Source organism: Azotobacter armeniacus, from assembly GCF_054779355.1.
In genome coordinates, this window is the sequence record NZ_BAAGYK010000120.1 from 45,804 (window position 1) to 65,307 (window position 19,504).

The 19,504-nt window shown below is 64.3% G+C and carries 19 protein-coding genes and 1 pseudogene; 6 read left to right on the forward strand and 14 right to left on the reverse strand.

Annotated elements, in window-relative coordinates; genetic code table 11:
- The first annotated feature begins 94 nt into the window (after positions 1 to 94).
- The gene (rhlB, locus tag ACYVD0_RS16385; RefSeq protein ID WP_460427799.1) at positions 95 to 1,576 is read left to right on the forward strand and encodes an ATP-dependent RNA helicase RhlB; all 1,482 of its coding nucleotides are present in this window, start codon (positions 95 to 97) and stop codon (positions 1,574 to 1,576) included.
- A 159-nt stretch (positions 1,577 to 1,735) separates the two neighbouring features.
- Here rhlB and moaE read toward each other — a convergent pair whose 3' ends face one another.
- From moaE to dmeF, 5 genes are all read right to left on the reverse strand, one after another.
- On the reverse strand, positions 1,736 to 2,182 hold the full coding sequence (gene moaE, locus ACYVD0_RS16390; protein ID WP_460427800.1) for a molybdenum cofactor biosynthesis protein MoaE: 447 nt from the start codon (positions 2,180 to 2,182) through the stop codon (positions 1,736 to 1,738).
- A 1-nt stretch (position 2,183) separates the two neighbouring features.
- A complete protein-coding gene (locus tag ACYVD0_RS16395) occupies positions 2,184 to 2,432 on the reverse strand; it encodes a MoaD/ThiS family protein (protein ID WP_460427801.1) in 249 nt (82 codons plus the stop codon).
- Between the two features lie 23 nt (positions 2,433 to 2,455).
- The gene (gene moaC, locus ACYVD0_RS16400) at positions 2,456 to 2,926 is read right to left on the reverse strand and encodes a cyclic pyranopterin monophosphate synthase MoaC (protein ID WP_460427802.1); all 471 of its coding nucleotides are present in this window, start codon (positions 2,924 to 2,926) and stop codon (positions 2,456 to 2,458) included.
- 96 nt (positions 2,927 to 3,022) lie between these two features.
- A complete protein-coding gene (locus ACYVD0_RS16405) occupies positions 3,023 to 4,417 on the reverse strand; it encodes a PhoH family protein (RefSeq protein ID WP_460427803.1) in 1,395 nt (464 codons plus the stop codon).
- 326 nt (positions 4,418 to 4,743) lie between these two features.
- Positions 4,744 to 5,724, reverse strand: coding sequence for a cation diffusion facilitator family transporter (gene dmeF, locus ACYVD0_RS16410; protein ID WP_460427804.1), 981 nt, complete (start codon positions 5,722 to 5,724; stop codon positions 4,744 to 4,746).
- Positions 5,725 to 5,813: 89 nt separating this feature from the next.
- On the opposite strand from dmeF, the gene yaaA reads away from it, so the two are divergent.
- Positions 5,814 to 6,593, forward strand: coding sequence for a YaaA family protein (gene yaaA / locus ACYVD0_RS16415; RefSeq protein ID WP_460427805.1), 780 nt, complete (start codon positions 5,814 to 5,816; stop codon positions 6,591 to 6,593).
- Positions 6,594 to 6,619: 26 nt separating this feature from the next.
- Here the strand turns inward: yaaA and ACYVD0_RS16420 are convergent, their stop codons facing one another.
- From ACYVD0_RS16420 to coxB, 4 genes are read right to left on the reverse strand one after another with little or no spacing between them, the layout of a single operon-like run.
- Positions 6,620 to 7,477: a cytochrome c oxidase assembly protein gene (locus ACYVD0_RS16420; protein WP_460427806.1), complete on the reverse strand. Its 858-nt coding sequence runs from the start codon at positions 7,475 to 7,477 to the stop codon at positions 6,620 to 6,622.
- A complete protein-coding gene (locus ACYVD0_RS16425; RefSeq protein ID WP_460427807.1) occupies positions 7,468 to 7,803 on the reverse strand; it encodes a hypothetical protein in 336 nt (111 codons plus the stop codon). Before ACYVD0_RS16425 ends, ACYVD0_RS16420 begins: the two co-directional genes overlap by 10 nt.
- Positions 7,800 to 10,319: a cytochrome c oxidase subunit I gene (gene ctaD, locus ACYVD0_RS16430; RefSeq protein ID WP_460427808.1), complete on the reverse strand. Its 2,520-nt coding sequence runs from the start codon at positions 10,317 to 10,319 to the stop codon at positions 7,800 to 7,802. The genes ACYVD0_RS16425 and ctaD overlap by 4 nt, the downstream gene beginning before the upstream one ends.
- A complete protein-coding gene (gene coxB, locus ACYVD0_RS16435) occupies positions 10,316 to 11,263 on the reverse strand; it encodes a cytochrome c oxidase subunit II (protein ID WP_460427911.1) in 948 nt (315 codons plus the stop codon). The genes ctaD and coxB overlap by 4 nt, the downstream gene beginning before the upstream one ends.
- A gap of 69 nt (positions 11,264 to 11,332) precedes the next feature.
- On the opposite strand from coxB, the gene ACYVD0_RS16440 reads away from it, so the two are divergent.
- On the forward strand, positions 11,333 to 11,785 hold the full coding sequence (locus ACYVD0_RS16440) for a DUF2231 domain-containing protein (RefSeq protein WP_460427809.1): 453 nt from the start codon (positions 11,333 to 11,335) through the stop codon (positions 11,783 to 11,785).
- Positions 11,786 to 11,818: 33 nt separating this feature from the next.
- Here the strand turns inward: ACYVD0_RS16440 and ACYVD0_RS16445 are convergent, their stop codons facing one another.
- Positions 11,819 to 12,232 (reverse strand): CopD family protein, encoded by a 414-nt coding sequence (locus ACYVD0_RS16445; RefSeq protein WP_460427810.1) that lies wholly within the window; start codon positions 12,230 to 12,232, stop codon positions 11,819 to 11,821.
- Positions 12,233 to 12,496: 264 nt separating this feature from the next.
- Between ACYVD0_RS16445 and ACYVD0_RS16450 the strand changes: the two genes are divergently transcribed.
- Positions 12,497 to 12,679, forward strand: a complete 183-nt coding sequence (locus ACYVD0_RS16450; protein WP_460427811.1) for a con-10 family general stress protein — start codon at positions 12,497 to 12,499, stop codon at positions 12,677 to 12,679.
- 69 nt (positions 12,680 to 12,748) lie between these two features.
- On the opposite strand, the pseudogene ACYVD0_RS16455 reads toward ACYVD0_RS16450, so the two are convergent.
- The 3 genes and pseudogenes from ACYVD0_RS16455 to ACYVD0_RS16465 form a co-directional block, all read right to left on the reverse strand.
- Positions 12,749 to 13,399 (reverse strand): annotated as a pseudogene (locus ACYVD0_RS16455) (sensor histidine kinase); the annotation flags it as partial.
- Between the two features lie 103 nt (positions 13,400 to 13,502).
- Positions 13,503 to 14,849, reverse strand: coding sequence for a sigma-54-dependent transcriptional regulator (algB, locus tag ACYVD0_RS16460; RefSeq protein ID WP_460427812.1), 1,347 nt, complete (start codon positions 14,847 to 14,849; stop codon positions 13,503 to 13,505).
- 789 nt (positions 14,850 to 15,638) lie between these two features.
- Complete coding sequence (locus tag ACYVD0_RS16465) at positions 15,639 to 16,154, reverse strand: DUF4142 domain-containing protein (RefSeq protein ID WP_460427813.1); 516 nt, start codon at positions 16,152 to 16,154, stop codon at positions 15,639 to 15,641.
- A 653-nt stretch (positions 16,155 to 16,807) separates the two neighbouring features.
- Here ACYVD0_RS16465 and ACYVD0_RS16470 point away from each other — a divergent pair.
- On the forward strand, positions 16,808 to 17,317 hold the full coding sequence (locus ACYVD0_RS16470; RefSeq protein ID WP_460427814.1) for a ferritin-like domain-containing protein: 510 nt from the start codon (positions 16,808 to 16,810) through the stop codon (positions 17,315 to 17,317).
- A gap of 152 nt (positions 17,318 to 17,469) precedes the next feature.
- Here the strand turns inward: ACYVD0_RS16470 and ACYVD0_RS16475 are convergent, their stop codons facing one another.
- Entirely contained in the window at positions 17,470 to 18,330 is an 861-nt protein-coding gene (locus ACYVD0_RS16475) for an SDR family oxidoreductase (protein WP_460427815.1), read from the reverse strand.
- A 618-nt stretch (positions 18,331 to 18,948) separates the two neighbouring features.
- Here ACYVD0_RS16475 and ACYVD0_RS16480 point away from each other — a divergent pair.
- Positions 18,949 to 19,503, forward strand: a complete 555-nt coding sequence (locus tag ACYVD0_RS16480; RefSeq protein WP_460427816.1) for a hypothetical protein — start codon at positions 18,949 to 18,951, stop codon at positions 19,501 to 19,503.
- The last annotated feature ends 1 nt before the right edge of the window (position 19,504 follow it).

Below are 19,504 nucleotides of genomic sequence, written 5' to 3' on the forward strand. Positions count from 1 at the left end.
CGCCGTTGCGCCCCGAGACCGGCACCCCTTCGCCCAACCGGCCTCTTGCTTTACACTGGCGACAATTCATTCCTCATCCATCGACGAGATAATCGTGCTCAAGGCACTCAAGAAACTCCTAGGCATGGGCGAACAGACGCAGCCGTCTCTTGCCATTGACACGCCAGCCCCCGTCACCCGCCCTGCCGCACCCGCCATCCCACCCAAGCCATCCCGGCAGAAAGCCAAGCCGCCCCGCTCCGAAGGCAAGTCCGGCGGCAGAAAGGCCCTCGCCGACAAGCCCGCCAGCGGGCGCAAGGCCGCCAGCAAACCCCGGATCGATCGACCGCGCCGCGAGCCGCCGCCGAGCAAGCCGGCAGCGGAATGGAAGCTGGAGGACTTCGTGGTCGAACCCGTGGAGGGCAAGACCCGCTTCCACGACTTCGCGCTCGACCCGCGGCTGATGCATGCCATCCATGACGTCGGCTTCCCCTACTGCACGCCGATCCAGGCCCAGGTACTCGGCTACACCCTCAAGGGCCAGGATGCCATCGGTCGCGCCCAGACCGGCACCGGCAAGACTGCCGCCTTCCTGGTCTCGATCATCAGCCAGCTGCTGCAGACCCCGCCGCCCAAGGAGCGCTACATGGGCGAGCCGCGCGCGCTGATCATCGCACCGACCCGCGAGCTGGTGGTGCAGATCGCCAAGGACGCCCAAGCCCTGACCCGCTACACCGGCCTCAACGTAATGAGCTTCGTCGGCGGCATGGACTTCGACAAGCAGCTCAAGCAGCTGGAAGAGAAGTTCTGCGACATCCTGGTGGCCACCCCCGGCCGCCTGCTGGACTTCAACCAGCGCGGCGAGGTGCATCTGGACATGGTCGAGGTGATGGTGCTGGACGAGGCCGACCGCATGCTCGACATGGGCTTCATCCCCCAGGTGCGACAGATCATCCGCCAGACTCCGTACAAGGGCGAGCGGCAGACCCTGCTGTTCTCGGCGACCTTCACCGAGGATGTGATGAACCTGGCCAAGCAGTGGACGGTCGATCCGGCCATCGTCGAGATCGAGCCGGAGCACGTTGCCAGCGACACCGTCGAACAGCACGTCTACGCGGTGGCCGGCAGCGACAAGTACAAGCTGCTGTACAACCTCATTGCGCAGAACAACTGGGAGCGGGTGATGGTGTTCGCCAACCGCAAGGACGAGGTGCGGCACATCGAGGAACGCCTGACCCGCGACGGCATCAGCGCCGCGCAGATGTCCGGCGACGTGCCGCAGCACAAGCGCATCAAGGTCCTGGAAGGTTTTCGCGAGGGGCAGATCCGCGTGCTGGTAGCCACCGACGTGGCCGGCCGCGGCATCCACGTCGAGGGCGTCAGCCACGTGATCAACTACACCCTGCCGGAAGATCCAGACGACTACGTGCACCGCATCGGCCGCACCGGCCGGGCCGGGAGCAGCGGCACCTCGATCAGCTTCGCCGGCGAGGACGACGCCTTCGCCCTGCCGCCGATCGAAGCGCTGCTGGGGCGCAAGATCGACTGCGAGATCCCTCCCGCCGAACTGCTCCAGCCGGTGCCGCGCCGCTCCTGAAGCCTGACCGAACCCGTAGGGTGGACAACGCCGCAGGCTTGTCCACCGCGGTGGATGGCTCCGGCCATCCACCCTACCAGTCTGGGCGACCACGTAGGGCGGGTGTAACCCGCCGATTTCGGTGCAGGCCCTTGCCACGTCTGGCGGGTTGCCTCCACCCTACCAGCGCCGCACCGCCGCCTGGTCGCTGTCGCGGCCTTCGACCCAGCGCGGCCCTTCGCCAGTATCCTCCTTCTTCCAGAACGGCGCACGGGTCTTCAGGTAGTCCATGACGAAGTTGCAGGCGTCGAAGGCCGCCTGCCGGTGGGCGCTGGCGCAGCCGACGAAGACGATCGGCTCGCCCGGCTCCAGGCGGCCGATACGATGAAGAATCTCCACCCTGAGCAGCGGCCAGCGCTGCGCGGCCTCGTCGGCGATCTTCGCCAGGGCCTTCTCGGTCATCCCCGGGTAGTGCTCGAGGAACATCCCGCCGACCTCGCGCCCCTCGTTGAAGTCGCGCACGTAGCCGACGAAGCCGACCACCGCACCGACCCCGACGTTGGCCGCATGCAGCGCGTTGAGTTCGCGCCCCGGATCGAAGGCGTCGACCTGCACCCGAATGCCCATCTCAGCCTCCGGTGACGGTAGGGAAGAAGGCGACCTCGTCGCCGTCGGCCAGCGGCTCGTCCAGGCCGCAGAGCTCCTGATTGCGGGCGCACATCAGGTTGCGCTCGCCGAGCACCGCCCAGGCGCCGCCGCGCTCCAGCAGGTGGTGGCGCAGGTCGTCCAGGCGGGCGAAGTCCTCGTCCCAGCCGAGCTGCTCGGAATCGACGCCCAGCGCCTCGCGGTAGCGGGCGAAGTAGTGCACGTGAATCATGGGAATGTTGCTCTCCGTCGGAATCAGGAATCGGCCCGGTAGTGGCCGCTCTTGCCGCCCTGCTTTTCGAGCAGGCGGATCTGCTCGATGAGCATGCCGCGATCCACCGCCTTGCACATGTCGTAGAGGGTCAGCGCGGCGACGCTGGCCGCAGTCAGGGCCTCCATCTCCACGCCGGTCTGCCCGGCCAGCTTGCAGCGGGCGGTGATGCGCACGCGGTCCTCGCCCTCGGCCGCCAGCTCGACCTTGATGCCGGTCAAAAGCAGCGGATGGCAGAGCGGAATCAGCTCGTGGGTCTTCTTCGCCGCCATGATCCCGGCGATGCGCGCCACGGCGAACACGTCGCCCTTGGGATGGCCGCCCTGCTGGATCAGCCGCAGGGTTTCCGGAAGCATGCGCACCCAGGCTTCGGCCTCGGCCTCGCGGGCGGTGTTCGCCTTGTCGGTGACGTCGACCATGTGCGCATGGCCCTGGGAATCGAGATGGGTGAGCATGACAGCGGCTCCTGGCGCGAAAGGAGGCCAATTGTATACCCAGCCGGCCCGCCAGGCAGGCCGCGGGGTGCCGACGGCAACCCCGCGGTCGCGCCGCTACATGTTCGCCTCGGCGTACTCCGCCAGGGCCGAGCGCGGCACTCCCTGCAGGGTGATGTGCACGCCGTGGCGGAAGTCCTTGAAGCGCTCGGTGAGGTAGGTCAGCCCGGAGCTGGTGGCGGAGAGGTAGGGTGTGTCGATCTGCGCCAGGTTGCCCAGACAGACCACCTTGGAGCCGCTGCCGGCGCGGGTGATGATGGTCTTCATCTGGTGTGGGGTGAGGTTCTGGCACTCGTCAATGAGGATCAGGCTCTGCTGGAAGCTGCGCCCGCGGATGTAGTTCAGCGATTTGAACTGCAGGGGCACCTTCTGCAGGATGTAGTCGACGCTGCCGTGGGTGTTTTCGTCGTCCATATGCAGCGCTTCCAGGTTGTCGGTAATGGCGCCGAGCCAGGGCTCCATCTTCTCCGCCTCGGTGCCGGGCAGGAAGCCGATGTCCTCGTCCAGCCCCTGCACGCTGCGGGTGGCGATGATCCGCCGGTAGCGCTTGTTGACCATGGTCTGCTCGATGGCCGCGGCCAGGGCGAGGATGGTCTTGCCGGAGCCGGCGGCGCCGGTCAGGTTGACCAGGTGAATGTCCGGCTCGAGCAGGGCGAACAGCGCCAGGGCCTGGTAGATGTCGCGCGGCCGCAGCCCCCAGGCCTCCTGGTGCAGCAGGGGCTCCTGATGCAGGTCGAGGATCAGCAACTCGTCGCCCTTGATGCCCTTGACCCAGCCGACGAAGCCTTGCTCGTCGAGGATGAACTCGTTGAGGTGCAGCGACGGCAGGTTGTCGGTGAGCTGCACCCGGTGCCAGGCGCGGCCATGGTCCTGGCGGGTCTCCACCTTGCTCACCCGGTCCCAGAAGGAGCCGCTCAGGCTGTGGTAGCCGCGCGACAGCAGGCTGACATCATCGATCAGCTGATCGGTGTGGTAGTCCTCGGCCGCCACCCCGCAGGCGCGCGCCTTCAGGCGCATGTTGATGTCCTTGGTGACCAGCACCACCGGCACCTCCGGCCGGCGCCTCTTCAGATCCACCACCAGGTTGATGATGCGGTTGTCGTTGCTGTCGTTGTCCGGCAGGCGAGTATCAGCCTCGACGCAGCGGCTCATGAGGATCGATAGCCAGCCGCAGGGGCCGCTCTTGCCGCGCTGGATGGGCACGCCCTGCTCGACCTCCTCGGGCGTCGCCTCACCGAGCACCTGATCGATCAGTCGGATCGCCTGGCGGCATTCGGCGGCCACGGTGTGCTTGCCGGCCTTCAGCTTGTCCAACTCCTCGAGCACCGTCATCGGGATGCCGACGTGGTGTTCCTGGAAATTCATCAAGGCGTTGGGATCGTGGATCAGGATGTTGGTGTCGAGGACGTAGAGGGTCGACTGGGTGGGGTGGGCGCATCCGTGGTCATCCATAATCGGTCACCTTTCTCTGGCCGGGGGCAGGCGACGGAATGCCGGATACAGCGCTCCGCCGCGGGAAACCACCATCCTCTCCGGCGCCGGGCGGGAGAAGCCGGGCTCGCCGCCGGCCGGGGCCGCCGGGCGTGCGCGCGTTCGACAGACCGTGGCAACTCTTATGATGCACAAAGCGTTTTCCTTGGTCTGTCAGGCGGTCTGGCTTTGTTGATACAGCAAAACGGATGACAGAAAAAAGTACTTTTCAGCACCTGTTAAGCTTTTTTTATCCCATTGCAGAATAACCTTGGCGGCCCTGCCGGGGGCCGCTACAGTGAAAGGATTCACTCCCGGCCAACCGGCTGGCGTACCCCGCAGCGGTTCACCTCCACAGTCACGTGCACCAGCCCGGCGATGCCCGTCAGGCAGGCCTTGTAGCGGTCCGCGGTGTCCTCGCCGTGGGTCACCACACTGAGGATGCAGGCGTACTGGGCACGGCCAACGCGCCACAGGTGCAGGTCGGCCACCTCGGTATCCGGCTCGCGCTCCAGGGTGGCACGCACCCGCTCCACCAGCGGGCTGTCCATCTCCCGATCGAGCAGCACCTTGCCAGTCTCGACCAACAGCCCCCTGGCCCAGAGGCCGATGACCAGCGCGCCGACGATGCCCATCAGCGGGTCCAGCCAGTTCCAGCCGAAGAGCTTGCCGCCCAGCAGCGCGACGATGGCCGCCACCGAGGTCAGCGCGTCGGTCATCACGTGCAGGTAGGCCGCATGGCGATTGAGATCGCGGCCGCCATGGGCAGGGCCGTGATCGTGATCGTGATCGGCATGGACATGGCCATGCCTGTGTTGATGGTGGCCATGCTCATGCCGGTCGCGCAGCAGCCAGGCGGACAGCAGGTTGACCGCCAGTCCGATCACCGCCACCCACAGCGCCAGGTCGAAGGCGATCTCGCGGGGCTGCCAGAGCCGCCAGAGCGACTCACCGAGCATCAGGAGCGCCACCAGCACCAGCACCAGCGCACTGGCGAAACCGGCCAGCACCTCGATCTTCCAGGTGCCGAAGGCGAAGCGCGGGTCCTGCACATAGCGCCGGGCGAGCAGGTAGGCCACAGCGGCCAGGCCGATCGCCACCATGTGCGAGGCCATGTGCCAGCCGTCGGCCAGCAGCGCCATGGAGTTGAACGCGTAGCCGGCGGCGATCTCCACCAGCATGGTGACCCCGGTCAAGGCTGCGACCTGCCAGGCCTGGCGTTCGCTGCCCGCCTCCAGCGGACGATAGTCGTGGGAAGACTGCCAGTGTTCGTGATTGCATTCAATCATCGCATCGCTCCGGGAAAACGTGAGGCGCGGGCCGGGTCAAAGGAGGGCCGTCGGCGCTAGAATCGCCGCAGATCCGAAGGAGAGCAACGATGCTGATGGTGATTTCCCCGGCCAAGACCCTCGACTACCAGTCCCCCCCGGCCACCCCCCGCCATACCCTGCCCCAGTACCTGGACCACGCAGCCGAACTCATGGTCCGGCTGCGCGAGCTGGCCCCGCCGGCGATCGCCGAACTGATGAGTCTGTCCGACAAGCTCGCCGGCCTCAACGCCGCGCGCTACGCCGAGTGGACGCCCGACTTCACCCCGGACAACGCCAAACAGGCCCTGCTCGCCTTCAAGGGCGACGTCTATACTGGCCTGAACGCCGAAGTCTTCAACGACGCCGACTTCGACTTCGCCCAGGTGCACCTGCGCATGCTCTCCGGCCTCTACGGCGTGCTGCGCCCACTCGACCTGATGCAGCCCTACCGTCTGGAAATGGGCACCAGGCTGGCCAACGCCCGCGGCAAGGATCTCTACGCCTTCTGGGGCGAGCGCATCAGCCTCTGGCTGAACCAGGCACTGGCCGAACAGGGCGACGACCTCCTGCTCAACCTGGCCTCCAACGAGTACTTCTCGGCGGTCAAGCGCCCGGTCCTGCAGGGGCGGGTCATCGACACCGAATTCCGCGACCTGAAGAACGGCCAGTACAAGATCGTCAGCGTCTATGCCAAGCAGGCCCGTGGCCGCATGGCCCGCTACGTGATCAAGGAGCGCCTGCGCGATCCAGAGGGCCTCAAGGACTTCGACGACCAGGGCTATCGCTTTTCCGCCAGCCACTCCACGCCCGACCGCCTGGTCTTCCTGCGCGACCGGCCGGCGGACTGAGCCAGCCGGGCGGGGCCCCCTGCCGGTCATTGCCGCGGGCCTGCCGCCGGCATGCCTCGGCTTCTGCGCAGCAATCGATGCCACCAGCGCTGCCCGCACCAGAGGGCGGCGAGCAGGTAGATCAGGCCGCCCGGCACCCACATGAGCAGGCCGGCCAGCTGCTGGTCGCCCAGATCGCTGGCGGCGCGGTAGAGCGGAACCTGGGCGAAGGTCAGCAGGGCACCGAGCAGGCCGGTATGCATACTGGTCAGCAGCAGGGCAAGCAATGCGTGCCCCTGGTTGCGCGATCCTGCACGCAGCACCGACCACCAGAACAGCCAGGCGCTGAACAGGAAGCAAGCATGCTCGAAGAAGTGCCACCAGAGATTCTCCAGTGCCAGCCGATAGGGCCCTGGAGCATGCCAGACCCAGATCAGCGCGCCGTGCAGTACCGCGCACGCCAGCGGCCGCCGGGCCAGGCGCAGCGGGCCATGCCAGAGGCCATCCAGGCGCGGGCCGAACAGGCTGCGCCATTGCGGCAGTGGACGGGCCAGCACGGCCAGCGGGGCGATGACCAGCATCAGCAGCATGTGCTGCAACATGTGCAGGGCGGCGCTGGCTTCGGCAGCCTCATCGAGGGGGCCGAACAGGCTCAGAGCGGCGAGCAGGAAGCTCGCATGCAGCAGCCCACGCTGGCGGAGCGGTGCCGACCGGCGCCGGCAGCCCCCCTCGTAGGCAAGCCAGGCGGCGCCCAGCAGCCCGGCACCAAGCAGCACCGGCAGCCGCTCGCCCAGCAAGTGGCCGACCCCTTCGCCGAACAGCCCATGGGCCTGCGCCCCGCTCGGCAGCAGCAGCAGCAGCAGCAGCAGCAGCAGCAGCAGCAGCAGGCATCCGATCAGAGGCATGGCGGCAACGCCAGAATCGGCAGGCCGACGAACAGCGTGGCCAACGCTGCCAGGAGATAGACCCAGACGCCGACCCGGACCACAAAGCGCCGCGCCGCCAGCGCGGGCGGCTGCATCCGCCACAGCCGCCAGGCGCAGCCGAACAGCCAGGCCGCGGTGAGCAGGCTGAAGCCGCCGAGCAGGCCGTTGAGCCAGGTGGCCGGCCCCAGCCCGGCGCCCGGCCGGGCCAGTACGCAGCCCAGCGACAACCCGCCGTACACGGCGATCAGCCACAGGCTCCAGACAATCAGTCCAAGCGCCAGCTGCAGTGGATGCCCCGGCCTCATCCGCCGATCCCCCGCCCGGCGGGAAACAGCACCAGGGCGAAGTAAGCCACCCAGAAAGTCAGCAGGCAGTAGTCCCACCACTGGGCGACTACCGCCGGCTCATAGGGCGCCCGCTCGCCGACCAGCCCCAGGCGTACCCGCCAGGCCTGCAGCGCGGTGAACAGCGGCGCCAGAGTGCAGTGCAGCAACAGGTAGCCAAGGGTTATGGCAATCAGCGCGTCATGGGCGCTGGCGGTGGGCGCCAGCGGCGTCGAAAAGAGAATCCAGGCAAGCCCCGCAGCCTGCAGCAGACCCAGCCCGGCGAGCGTCCAGAGCCCCCCTTCCAACTGACGGAAGCTTCCCCGACGCAGGCGCCGCACCAGCAGCTGAAAGCCCAGCACGATGCCGCCGAGCAGTACGCCGTCGAGCAGCAGCGGCAGCCAGGGCAGCGGCGAGCGCGCTGGCGGCTGCCAGGCAGGCGCCACGGTCCACAGGTAGAACCAGGCGAAGATCAGCGAGAAGAACAGCACGCCGTTGGCCAGCAGGGTGATGCCCATACCCCACAGGCCGGGGCCGTCGAAAGTCCGCGAATGCAGCGGCGGGTCGCCCGGCTGGGTGCGCGCATCCGGCGCGGCCAGCGGATGCGCGCCATTGATCCAGGACCAGCGCAGCAGGATCGCCAGGGTCGCCAGCGCCGCAACTCCGGCCAAGGCATAGGCGCCACTCAGCAGGGCCAGGCAGACCACGGTCAGGACCATGGCGCTGTACAGCGGCAGCCAGCTGTTGCCCGGCAGGTGGATGATTTCCCGTACCTGCCCGGTCAGCGGGTCGCTGCCCCAGGTCTCGCGGCGGCCGTGGTCGATGGTGGACAGCCCGTGGCGACCTTCGGCGATGCTCTGCCCGAGGGCCGGATTCTCCCACAGCGGATGGCGCGTCGCGCAGGCCGGCAGGCTGACGAAGTTGTAGGCAGCCGGGGGCAGCGCGGTGGCCCACTCCAGGGTGTCGGCCTGCCAGGGATTGTCGGCGGCGCGGCGACCGAAGCGGAAATGCAGGCCGATGTCCAGCAGCACCATGGCCACGCCCATGGCCATCACGAAACTGCCCATCGAGGAGATCAGGTTGGGCAGGTCCCAGCCGAGGCCCGCCTGGTAGGTGTAGACCCGCCGCGGCATGCCGAGCAGGCCAGTCCAGTGCATCACCAGGAAGGTCGCGTTGAAGCCCAGGAAGGTCAGCCAGAAGCCCCAGTGGCCCAGGCGCTCGGACGGCAGGCGCCCGGAAAAGTGCGGCAGCCAGTAGTAGAGCCCGGCGATCAGCGGGAACAGCATGCCACCGACCAGCACGTAATGCATGTGCGCCACTACGAAATGACTGTCGTGCACCTGCCAGTCGAAGGGCACCAGGGCCAGCATCACCCCGGTCAGGCCGCCGGCGACGAAGATCACCAGGAAGCCGACCAGCCAGAGCATCGGCACGTTGAACAGCGGCCGACCGGTCCACAGGGTAGCCAGCCAGGAGAACACCTGGATGCCGGTGGGCACTGCCACCAGCATGCTGGCCGCGGAGAAGAAGGCCTGCCCCAGCAACGGAATGCCCACGGTGAACATGTGGTGCACCCACAGGCCGAAGCTGAGGAAGCCGGTGCCGATCACCGCCAGCACCACCCAGCGGTAGCCCACGGTCGGGCGGCGGGCGAACACCGGCAGCAGCGTGCTGACGATGCCCGCCGCCGGCAGGAAAATAATGTAAACCTCGGGGTGGCCGAACAACCAGAACAGGTGCTGCCAGAGCAAGGGATCGCCGCCGCGGGCGACGTCGAAGAAGGCGAAGCCCGCGGCGCGCTCCAGTTCCAGGAGGATGCTGCCGAGGATCAGCGGCGGGAAGCCGAACACGATCATCAGCGCCGTCACCAGCATGTACCAGGCGAACAGCGGCATCTTGTCGAGGCTCATGCCGGGGGCACGGCTGCGCAGGATCGACACCACCAGCTCGATGCCGCCGGCCAATGAGGAAATTTCCACGAAGGTGATGGCGAGCAGCCAGAAATCCGAGTTCACTCCCGGAGAGTGGGCGGCGCTGCTGAGCGGCGTGTACATGAACCAGCCGCTGTTCGGCGCCAGGCCGAAGGCCAGGCTGGACACCAGGATGCTGCCGCCGAACAGGTAGCACCAGTAACTCAGGGCGCTGAGCCGCGGGAAGACCAGGTCGCGGGCGCCGATCATCTTCGGAATCAGGTAGATGGCCAGCCCCTCGATCATCGGCACGGCGAAGAGAAACATCATCACCGAGCCGTGCATAGTGAACAGCTGGTTGTAGGTCTGATGATCGAGCAGCGCTAGCTCCGGGCGCGCCAGCTGGGCGCGCAGCAGCATTGCCAGCAGCCCGCCGATGAGGAAAAACAGCGTCCCCGTCGCCATGAAGCGCAGACCGATGCTGGTGTGGTTGACGATGGAGAGCGCCCGCCAGCCCCGGGGATTGCCCCACACAGCATGGAAGTCCTGGTGCAGCCGCTCGGGGCTCTGGACGTGACTATCGTTCATGGGGCGAGGGTCTCCAGCCAGGCGGCAATGGCATCGAGGGTCGCCGCAGGCAGACGATCGTGGCGGGGCATGCCGTTGTGCGGCTTCAGTTGGCGGTGCTCATGCAGCCAGCGGCGCATGGCGCCCTCCTCCATAGCCAGGGTGCCGGCACCGAGGCTGGGCCGGGCGCCGACATCGGTGAGATCCGGCGCCCGGCTGCCACTGCTTACCCCGGCCACCCGATGGCATTCGCCGCAATAGGGGCGGAAGGCGTCCACCGCCGCGGCATGCTCCCGGGTTATCGACGGGGCCGTCTGGCGGGCCGCCTGCCAGGCCTCGAAGGCCTCTGTCTCCAGGGCCTCGACCGCCAGCACCATGTGCGCATGCTGGGCACCGCAGAACTCCGCGCACTGGCCGCGGTAGCTGCCCCCCCGGTCGGCCTGCAGGCGCACCGTCAATCGCCGCCCGGGCAGCATGTCCAGCTTGCCGCCTAAGCGCGGCACCCAGAAGGCATGGATCACGTCGGCGCTGGTGACTTCAACGTCCACCGGACGTCCGACCGGCAGTATCAGCTGATTGGCGGTGACCACGCCGGTCTCCGGATAGCGTATCTCCCACCACCATTGATGCCCGGTCACCTCGATCCGCAACGGCGCTGCGCCGCTCACTGGCAGGGGCAGCATGCGCAGGCCCAGGGGAATGCCGAAAGCCAGCAGTACCAGGATGCTGAACCCCGGCAGCAGCACGCCGCCGGCGAGGATCCAGCGCCGACCCAGGCGCCGGGCTTGCTCGGGCGTGTAATGGCGAGGCGACCGATACAGGGCCAGCAGCCACAGGGCCACGACCAGCAGCAGCACCAGGCTGAAGCAGGCCAACATGCCCCACCACAGCCAGGCCGCCGCCTGCGCCGCAGGCCCGGCCGGATCGAGCGTGGACTGCGGCCCGTGACAGCCGGCCAGGAGCATTGCCAGGCCGACAGCGGTCAGATGCCCATAGCCGGCCTTCTGCCGCTGCCTCTCCCCAAGGAGATTTCGATGCCCGAGCAGACCATCCACAGCCGCGCCGCCCTGGGCGGCCATCCCCTGCATCCGATGATGATCCACTTTCCGGTCGCCGCCCTGTTCGGGCTGGTCGCCAGCGATCTCGGCTATCTGCTGAGCGGCGACGCCTTCTGGGCCCGTGCCAGCCTGTGGCTGGCCGGGGTCGGCGCCTTCGGCGGCTGGATCGCCAGCAGCGCCGGCATCATCGACTTGTTCACCGTGCGCCGGATTCGCCATCTGGTAACGGGCTGGTGCCATGCCATCCTCGCCGTGATGATGCTCTCGCTGGCCTCGCTGAACTGGCTGCAGCGCTACCTGGTCGCAGAGCACATCTTTCCCTGGGGGTTGTACCTTTCCGTACTGACCGCGCTGCTGATCGGACTGACCGGTTGGCTGGGCGGCCGCCTGGTGTACGAACATGCGGTGGGGGTCGATGTGGAAAGCTGAAAAAAGGCCACAATCCGCCACTGCAGGACCTCCTCAGACGGGCTTGGCCAGGACGAGCCAGACAACGCAGAGCGCGGCCAGCGCGGACGCTACCGCCAGGGCGATGCAGGCGGAGGTCACGGCGCTCTGCGGCTCGCGCTCCAGGCGCAGGATCAGCGCACCGTACAGGGCATGACAGATCACCATGACCGCCACGGCCGTCAGCTTGAGAATCAGCCAGGCGCCGAACATGCCCTGCAGCAGAAAAAGCAATGTGCCACTGGCAATGGTGAAGAGCGCCGCCGGGGTCGCCAGCAAGTTGAACAGCTGCCGGGTCAGCAGGACATGCTCACGGGAGGAAACTTCGAAATTATTGCCAGTGCTGCTGGCGATCAGCGCCGGGAGGTAGAACAGGGCCCCGCACCAGATCAGCAAAAACACAATATGCAAAACCAGAAGCCAAGGCATGGCACCGCTCCCCATTCCGTATTCCCTAATTCCATGCTGGTTCGCAGGCAGGCCGAAAACAATCGCGCCACTAAACAACATCCCTAGTGTAGTAGCTGGGGTTGGCTATTACAGGCGAGTGGAATTTCCATTTTCCGGATTTTGTACCGTTTGTCCGCTGTGCAACGCTGCAATGAAAATTCAGGAACTCTTGCAGAAGGGTGGTTTCAGTATTCATGCAGGGTGAATAAAACCTGCTTTTTTCAGCCTTTATGGAGAAAAAACATGACCAGAAATACCAACCCCGGCAACTTTGCGAATGACCGCCAGAAAGCCTCCGAAGCTGGTCGAAAGGGCGGTCATAACAGTGGCGGAAACTTTGCCAACGACCGTGAGAAAGCCTCCGAAGCCGGCCGCAAAGGTGGCCAACATAGCCATGGCGGACAATCTGGCAAAGAGCGTCATTAGTCTCTGAAACCCTGAGGTGAGAGCGACAACCTCAATTTATATTCGAGCGATGCTCTCACCTTTTATTTTTCACCACCTGCGCCAGTGGCGGTCATTGTCCACGAAGCATATCCGGCAATGATCGCTCAATATCCGCGTCAGCGTTCCTCTGCCCTCGAAGAGGGCAAGCGGAAACACCACATGGAAGCGGGTTCCCTGGCCAAGCAGGAAACACACGCCGAGGTGCCCGCCATGCAGCTGGGCGATTTCCTTGCACAGTGCCAGGCCGAGTCCGACGCCCCCGGCTTGCGGCCAACCTGCACGAAGGGCTCACAGATACGGGCCTGTTCGCTGAAGAGGATGCCTTCGCCGTTATCCTCGACAGCAAGGATCCCCCCCTTTTTCGCCCCAACTGGCCTGCAGATGGACCCAGCCGCCGACGGGGGTATGCTGCAGGGCATTGCCGAGCAGCCCACCGATGTCGCACGGTCGCAGCTCCAGCGTCTGCTGGCCGCTCGGGTAGCGGGAGAAATCCAACAGATCGTCGATCAGGCGGACCAGACGGCACATCTGCCGATCAAGGGTGTGCAAAAACTCATGCTCCCGCGTTTCCGGGGGGAAATGCAGGCACTCGCGCAGCAGGCTGAAAGCCATGTGCATGCTGGTAATCAGTGTACGCAGCTCATGGGAGGCACGCAGGACGAATTCGCTGCGCACCTGCTCGAAGGCGCGCTGAGAGGTTTCCTTGAATGGACACAGCGCTTCGGCCCTCAAGCCGAAGCGCGGGTCAGGGGCGCCGGCTCGGTGAGCGCCGAGCTGTCGAAAAAGAACGTTCTGCGCATTTTCACAAGCCGTACTGCTTGCGTTTGCGGTACAGCGTCGAGGCGTCGATGCCGAGCGTCTTGGCGGCTTGCTCGAGGGTCTCGCTGGTCGCCAGCACGGCGGCGATATGGGCCTTCTCCAGCTCCTCCAGGCGGAGCGGCATGCCCACCCGCGGCACGCTGCTGCCAGGCTGCTCGCCAAGACCGAGATGGTTCGTCTCGATCAGCTCCTGCGGGCAGATGATGCTGGCACGCTCGACCACATTGCGCAGTTCTCGAATATTGCCCGGCCAGTGATAGCCCAGCAGGGCCGCCTGCGCCCTCTCGCTGAAGCCGCGCGCCGGGCGGCTGTAGTTCTTGACGAAGAGAGGCAGAAAGCGCTCGGCCAGCGCGAGGATATCCTCGGGACGCTCGCGTAGCGGCGGCAGGTGCAGGGTGATGACGTTGAGCCGGTAGAGCAGGTCTTCGCGAAAGCGCCCGGTGTGCACCATGGCTTCCAGGTCGAGGTTGGTGGCGGCAAGGATGCGCACATCGGCCTGGCGCGTCACGGGATCGCCGATTCGCTCATATTCCTTATCCTGAATGAAGCGCAGCAGCTTGGGCTGCAGGGACAACGGGAAATCGCCGATCTCGTCGAGAAACAGGCTGCCGCCATCGGCCTGATTGACCCGACCCAGGGTGCTTTCCGTGGCCCCGGTGAAAGCGCCGCGGTTGTGCCCGAACATTTCGCTTTCCATCAACTCGGCGGACAGCGATGGGCAGTTGACGGTCACGAAGGCTTTCTTCGCCCGCCGGCTCCAGCCGTGGATGGCGCGCGCCAGCTCGCCCTTGCCGGTACCCGATTCACCGAGAATGAGGATGTTGGCATCGGTGTCAGCCACCTGTCGGGCGGTTTCCAGTACCGCCATCATCACCGGATTGTCCGAGCCGAAGACTTCCTTGGATTGGCGCAACTCACCTTCCAGTGCCTTCAGGCGTGTCGCCAGCTGGCCGAACTCCAACTGCTTGGCCGCGGCCAGACACAGCTGGTCAGGACTGCACGGCTTGACCAGATAGTCCGCCGCACCAGCCTTTATGGCGTCGACCGCAATATCCACGGCACTCAGGGCAGCAACGATCACCACGCGCATCCAGGGCGCCTGGCTGCGCAATCGCTGCAGCACCTTCAGGCCGTTCTCCTCGCCCAGACGCAGATCGAGAAAGCACAAATCGAAGACCTGATGTTGCAGCAGCGCCTCTGCCTGCGCCCCGCTGCTGGCGCTCGTCACGCTGTAGCCACGGTCCTCGAGGCAAGAGCGGAAAGTTCGCAGGATCGCCGGCTCATTATCCACCAAGAGGATACGGCCGGTGAGTTCTGTCGATGGTTTCATTCTCTCCTCGTTTGTTTTCATCGTGCTAAGGCCAGGCCTTCAGCGTAGTTGCAAACGCTCGGTAACGTTGCCCTTGCATGGCGCTCGGACACTCGCTGCATTGGCGGCCAGGAAAGGCTGCGCCACCCGGAGGAAGAATGAATCTTCCAAGAAAAAGATGGCATATCTCCCAGTATGCGCAGCAACTCGGGCACATGGGGCGCCGCGCGCTTCGAGCCGGAACGCCGACCGATGGCATTGCAAGTACCGGATTTTGCAGGAAAGCATGGCTTGGCAGCCGTCTGTCCCCAAGTGCTGCATTTCGCTCGGACCAACGCACTGAGGGCTGACAGGATGCCAATCGGCGGGGAATGGGCAGCGAAACCGCTGCGAACACAGCGAAGCGCTATAGATACTTATGGTGCCCCAGGTCAGGGAGCCTGGTGACAGCGACCGTGGCGCGGAAGCTAACCAGCCCCGAGGGCAAGGCTGGGCATACGAGTGTTCTCGACGCGCTGGCAACAATGCCGCCTGGTCGGAAGGCAGCACGCTCGACAGGACGCATGCTGACAGCTGGGAGGCAGGAGTTGGTCTGTTTGGCGAGGCCAATTTAACGGCCTCCCCTTTACCAATTATCCCTTTCCCATGATCCTCGCGCCGAATCAATGCCAAACAGGAACGTTGCGCTTTGAGCAAGGTCGGCTATTGCCTATTGACAGCCGCGAACTGCACCTGAAAGCTTGAGGCACGGCAAGCCCGACAAGCCCTCCGACAGCTATCGCGATTGCCAAGAATACGAACTGTGCTTACTTAGTAGCCGCCCTTCTTGTGGGTTTTCGCCAGTTGCTTGGCTTTTTCCCAATGCTGCTCCAACTTCGGCAAAGTTTTGCTGGCAAACGCCTTGAGCTCCGGATCCTCCAATTTCTGCGCGGCATCGCGGAACAACTCGATCGTGTTCTCATGTGACGCAACCTGATTATTGGCATAAGCTTCATCGAAAGATTCGCCGTCCCGCAATTGTAGAATCCATCTCTTGGCCTTGCTCATCAGTTCGGCCTCGTCGGCCACTTCCAAGTTCTTGGTCGTGGCAATCTGTGCCAGCTGCCGGTTTGTTGCGGTGTGCTCTTCGATCATCTGCTGGGCAAAGGCCTTGATATCCGCTGAGGTACTCTTTTCCAAGGCAAGCTTGCCGCTCTCGATTTCCGCGACTCCCTTCGCTGAGGCTTCGTCGACAAAGTCATCCGCATCCATAGTATCAGCGGCGTATACAGCGCTGAGTCCAAAAAGCAAGACACTGGCAATAAGGGTTTTATATACTCTCATCATGGCTCATTACCTCTTTAGAAGTTATTTCCATATAGGAGGGCACCAGACAGCAAACAGGATACTCCGACAAAAAATACGACTTGCCATGCCGCAGATAGTTCTGGATTTGCAGGCAGTCCCTTCGAGCCACTGGCAATAATCAAGCGGTAACGACCGAATGAGCCATAAGTTCTGGCCCGCCTGTCAGCGCGGCTGAACTTTGAAACGGCAGCCGAACTCCCCCCAAGGCCCCCCCTTCTGTCTCAAGCTCGTCTTCTTCAACAACCACGCGCGAACCCGGATGAAGATCTCCTCCTGGGAGCGCAACGGCTTCCGCTGCCTGCGTCTCAGGGGCCTGGAGGTCGAGCGCGTCAAGACGGCGCCGGGTGATGCGGCCAGCATAATGAGGCCGGGGCGCTCAATGGGTTGCTCGGGAGTTTCGAGCAAGCGGATTGCTGCTGCAATGTAGCCCAGGCGGACTCACCCGGGCCAACTCACCCACAATGATCTCGAAGAGTAAGAGTTGGACGCCCGCTTATATCGCTATCGATTGTTACGTATCCCCTTTTCCAATAAAACAAGTCCGAGCCCACCTGTCAGCTGAGCTGAACTCTCAAACGGCCGCCGAATTCTACCCAATGAACAACCCAATCCTCTGTCAAGGAGATCGTCAAATGGCAACTGTTCATGAAAACCTGCTCGATTGGCTTCGCGATGCCCACGCTATGGAGCAACAAGCGGAAAACATGCTGGAGTCCCTGTCGGACCGCATAGACAATTATCCTCAGCTCAAGGTGCGTATCGACCAGCATCTGGAGGAAACCCGCTGGCAGAGAGCCCAAGTGGAAAGCTGCATCACCCGCTTGGGCAGCAGTCCTTCGGCGTTCAAAGATATGGCCGGCAAGATCGTGGCTTTCGGACAAGGCCTCAGTGGCCTGGTCATGAGTGATGAGGTGGTCAAGGGCGCCATGAGCTCCTATGTCTTCGAAAATATGGAAATTGCCTCCTACAGGATTCTCATCACCGCTGCCGAAATGGCGGGCGACTCGGAAACCAAACGGATTGCGCAGGAAATCCTGTTGCAGGAGCAGGCCATGGCTGATTGGCTGCTGAACTATCTACCGGAAATTACCACGGCATTTCTGAGCCGCTCAGAAACACCAGATGTGGCAGCCAAACGCTGAGGCGATGATTGAGATTGCAAGTGCGGGAAAATACAGGGCTGGGCAATAGGCTCAGTCCTGACCGATGCCTGTCGGCACTCCTTCTTGAGGAAAATCAATAAAGCCAAGTGCCGAGCGGCAGCTCGGCACAGGCCGAAGATGAACAGCTCCCGTCAGCCATTGATCACCGTTCCACCATTGACATGCAATACCTGTCCAGTCACATAGGACGAGTCGTTGCAGGCGAGATAAACGTAGGCCGGCGCCACCTCTTCCGGTTGACCAGGACGCTTCATCGGCGTTGAAGCACCGAAATGCGCCACTTCCTCCTCACTGAAGGTAGAAGGAATCAGCGGGGTCCAGATCGGCCCCGGCGCAACCGCATTGACGCGGATACCGCGCGGCGCCAGGTTGGTCGACAGGGCGCGCGTGAACGCGGTAATCGCACCTTTGGTGGAGGAATAGTCGATCAACTTGGGATTGCCCTTGTAGGCAGTGACAGAGGTGGTGTTGATGATGGCGCTGCCCTCCTTCATCGACGGGAGCGCCGCCTTGGTCAACTGGAACATGCCGAAGATATTGGTGCGGAAGGTCTTTTCCCATTGCTCCTCACTGATATCCTCGAGCCGCTCCTGCGGATGCTGCTCCCCCGCATTGTTGACCAGCACATCCAGGTGGCCCCATTTACCGACGGTTTCCTCGACCACCATGCGGCAGAACGCAGCATCGGCCACGTCGCCGGCCAGAGGCAGGCATTGCCGGCCCTGTTTTTCTATTTCCCGGCGGGTTTCTTCGGCATCTTCCGGCTGATCCAGATAAAGCAGGACAATGTCGGCGCCCTCCTTGGCGAAGACCACCGCCACGGCACGACCGATACCGCTGTCAGCACCGGTGATGACCGCGACCTTGCCCTCCAGTTTGCCGGCAGCCTTGTAATCTTCGGCTTTGTATTCCGGGCGCGGATGCATTTCGCTTTCCTTGCCAGGCCGTTGCTCCTGATGCTGGGGCGGCAGAGTTTGATTATCTTCAGCCATAACGTTCACCTTCCGTCACAGATAGCGGGTGGATAGGATTCATCGTGATGGACGCAGACTTGCAGGGGAACGGCGGCACTCCGATCCGCACGCTGTGCGGCGAGCTGCCTTAATTCCGCCCCCATCATCTGTCTGCAATCGGAACATTTCCTTCTCGTCTTTTCGTTCCCTCTCCTCAGCAGACCCGATCGATTTTTCCGAGTTCTAGCGGAGCGCTGGATCCATCGGCCGGGCAGCATGGCCGGTGCTCAAGGTGCATACCCGGAAGGCTGCCGTACAAAGGAAATGGCGAAGCGACATGGGCCGGCAGGGCAATCGCATGAACAACTTTCTTCCCTCTCCCATCCATGGGAGACGACTGCATGGATGCAGGAGGTAGGGCGACGCAGGAGGCCAAAGCCGAGGGGCCGGGAGAGAGGGCAAATGAGTTGCGATGGCCTGTTTTTCCGCTCCCCAGCCTTCTCCCGCACGCGGGAGAGGGAGTGAATGGCTGCACTTGCCCCTTCATGCGATTGCCCTGCATGGACCGGACGCGCGCAGCGATCCTCTTGCCAGCGAGACAAAATTCGAAAATGGCGGTCGGACTCATTGAACCGGCAAGACGCACAGGCCACTGCCATGACCGATGCCTCGCAAGACCTTCCCGGCCAGGGCACGCAGCCGGGCGATGCGCAGCAGGATGATTTCGCTCCGCGGAACTACCCCATCACCGACCAGATCGCCCGCCAGCGCAAGACGTGGAAACGCGAGCGGATCGGCTTCGGCGTGCTGCTCGCCTTCGTCGGTCTGGCCCTGACCGGCCTGTTCTCGAGCGGTCCGCTCAGCAGGCAAAGCAGCAGCAGCCCGGAACAACGCCTGACGGTGGAATACGAGCGCTTCCTGCGCAATGGCGCCAGCAGCCGGATCGTTCTCGCGGCCCAGACCCGCCCCTCGGCGCAGGCAACCCTGCGCATCGACCAGGCATTCCTGCGCGCCCATACGATCGAAAGCCTGCAACCGCAGCCTCTGTTCGCCCGAAGTCGCCAGGGCGGGCTGGAACTCGTCGGCCAGGCCGACGAACAGGGATCCCTGAGCGTCTACCTGACGATCCGCCCCGACGGCATAGGGCTGGTGCGGAGCACCGCCTGGTTCGAAGGCGGCAGCGTGGTCTTCACGCAGTTCATCTATCCGTGAG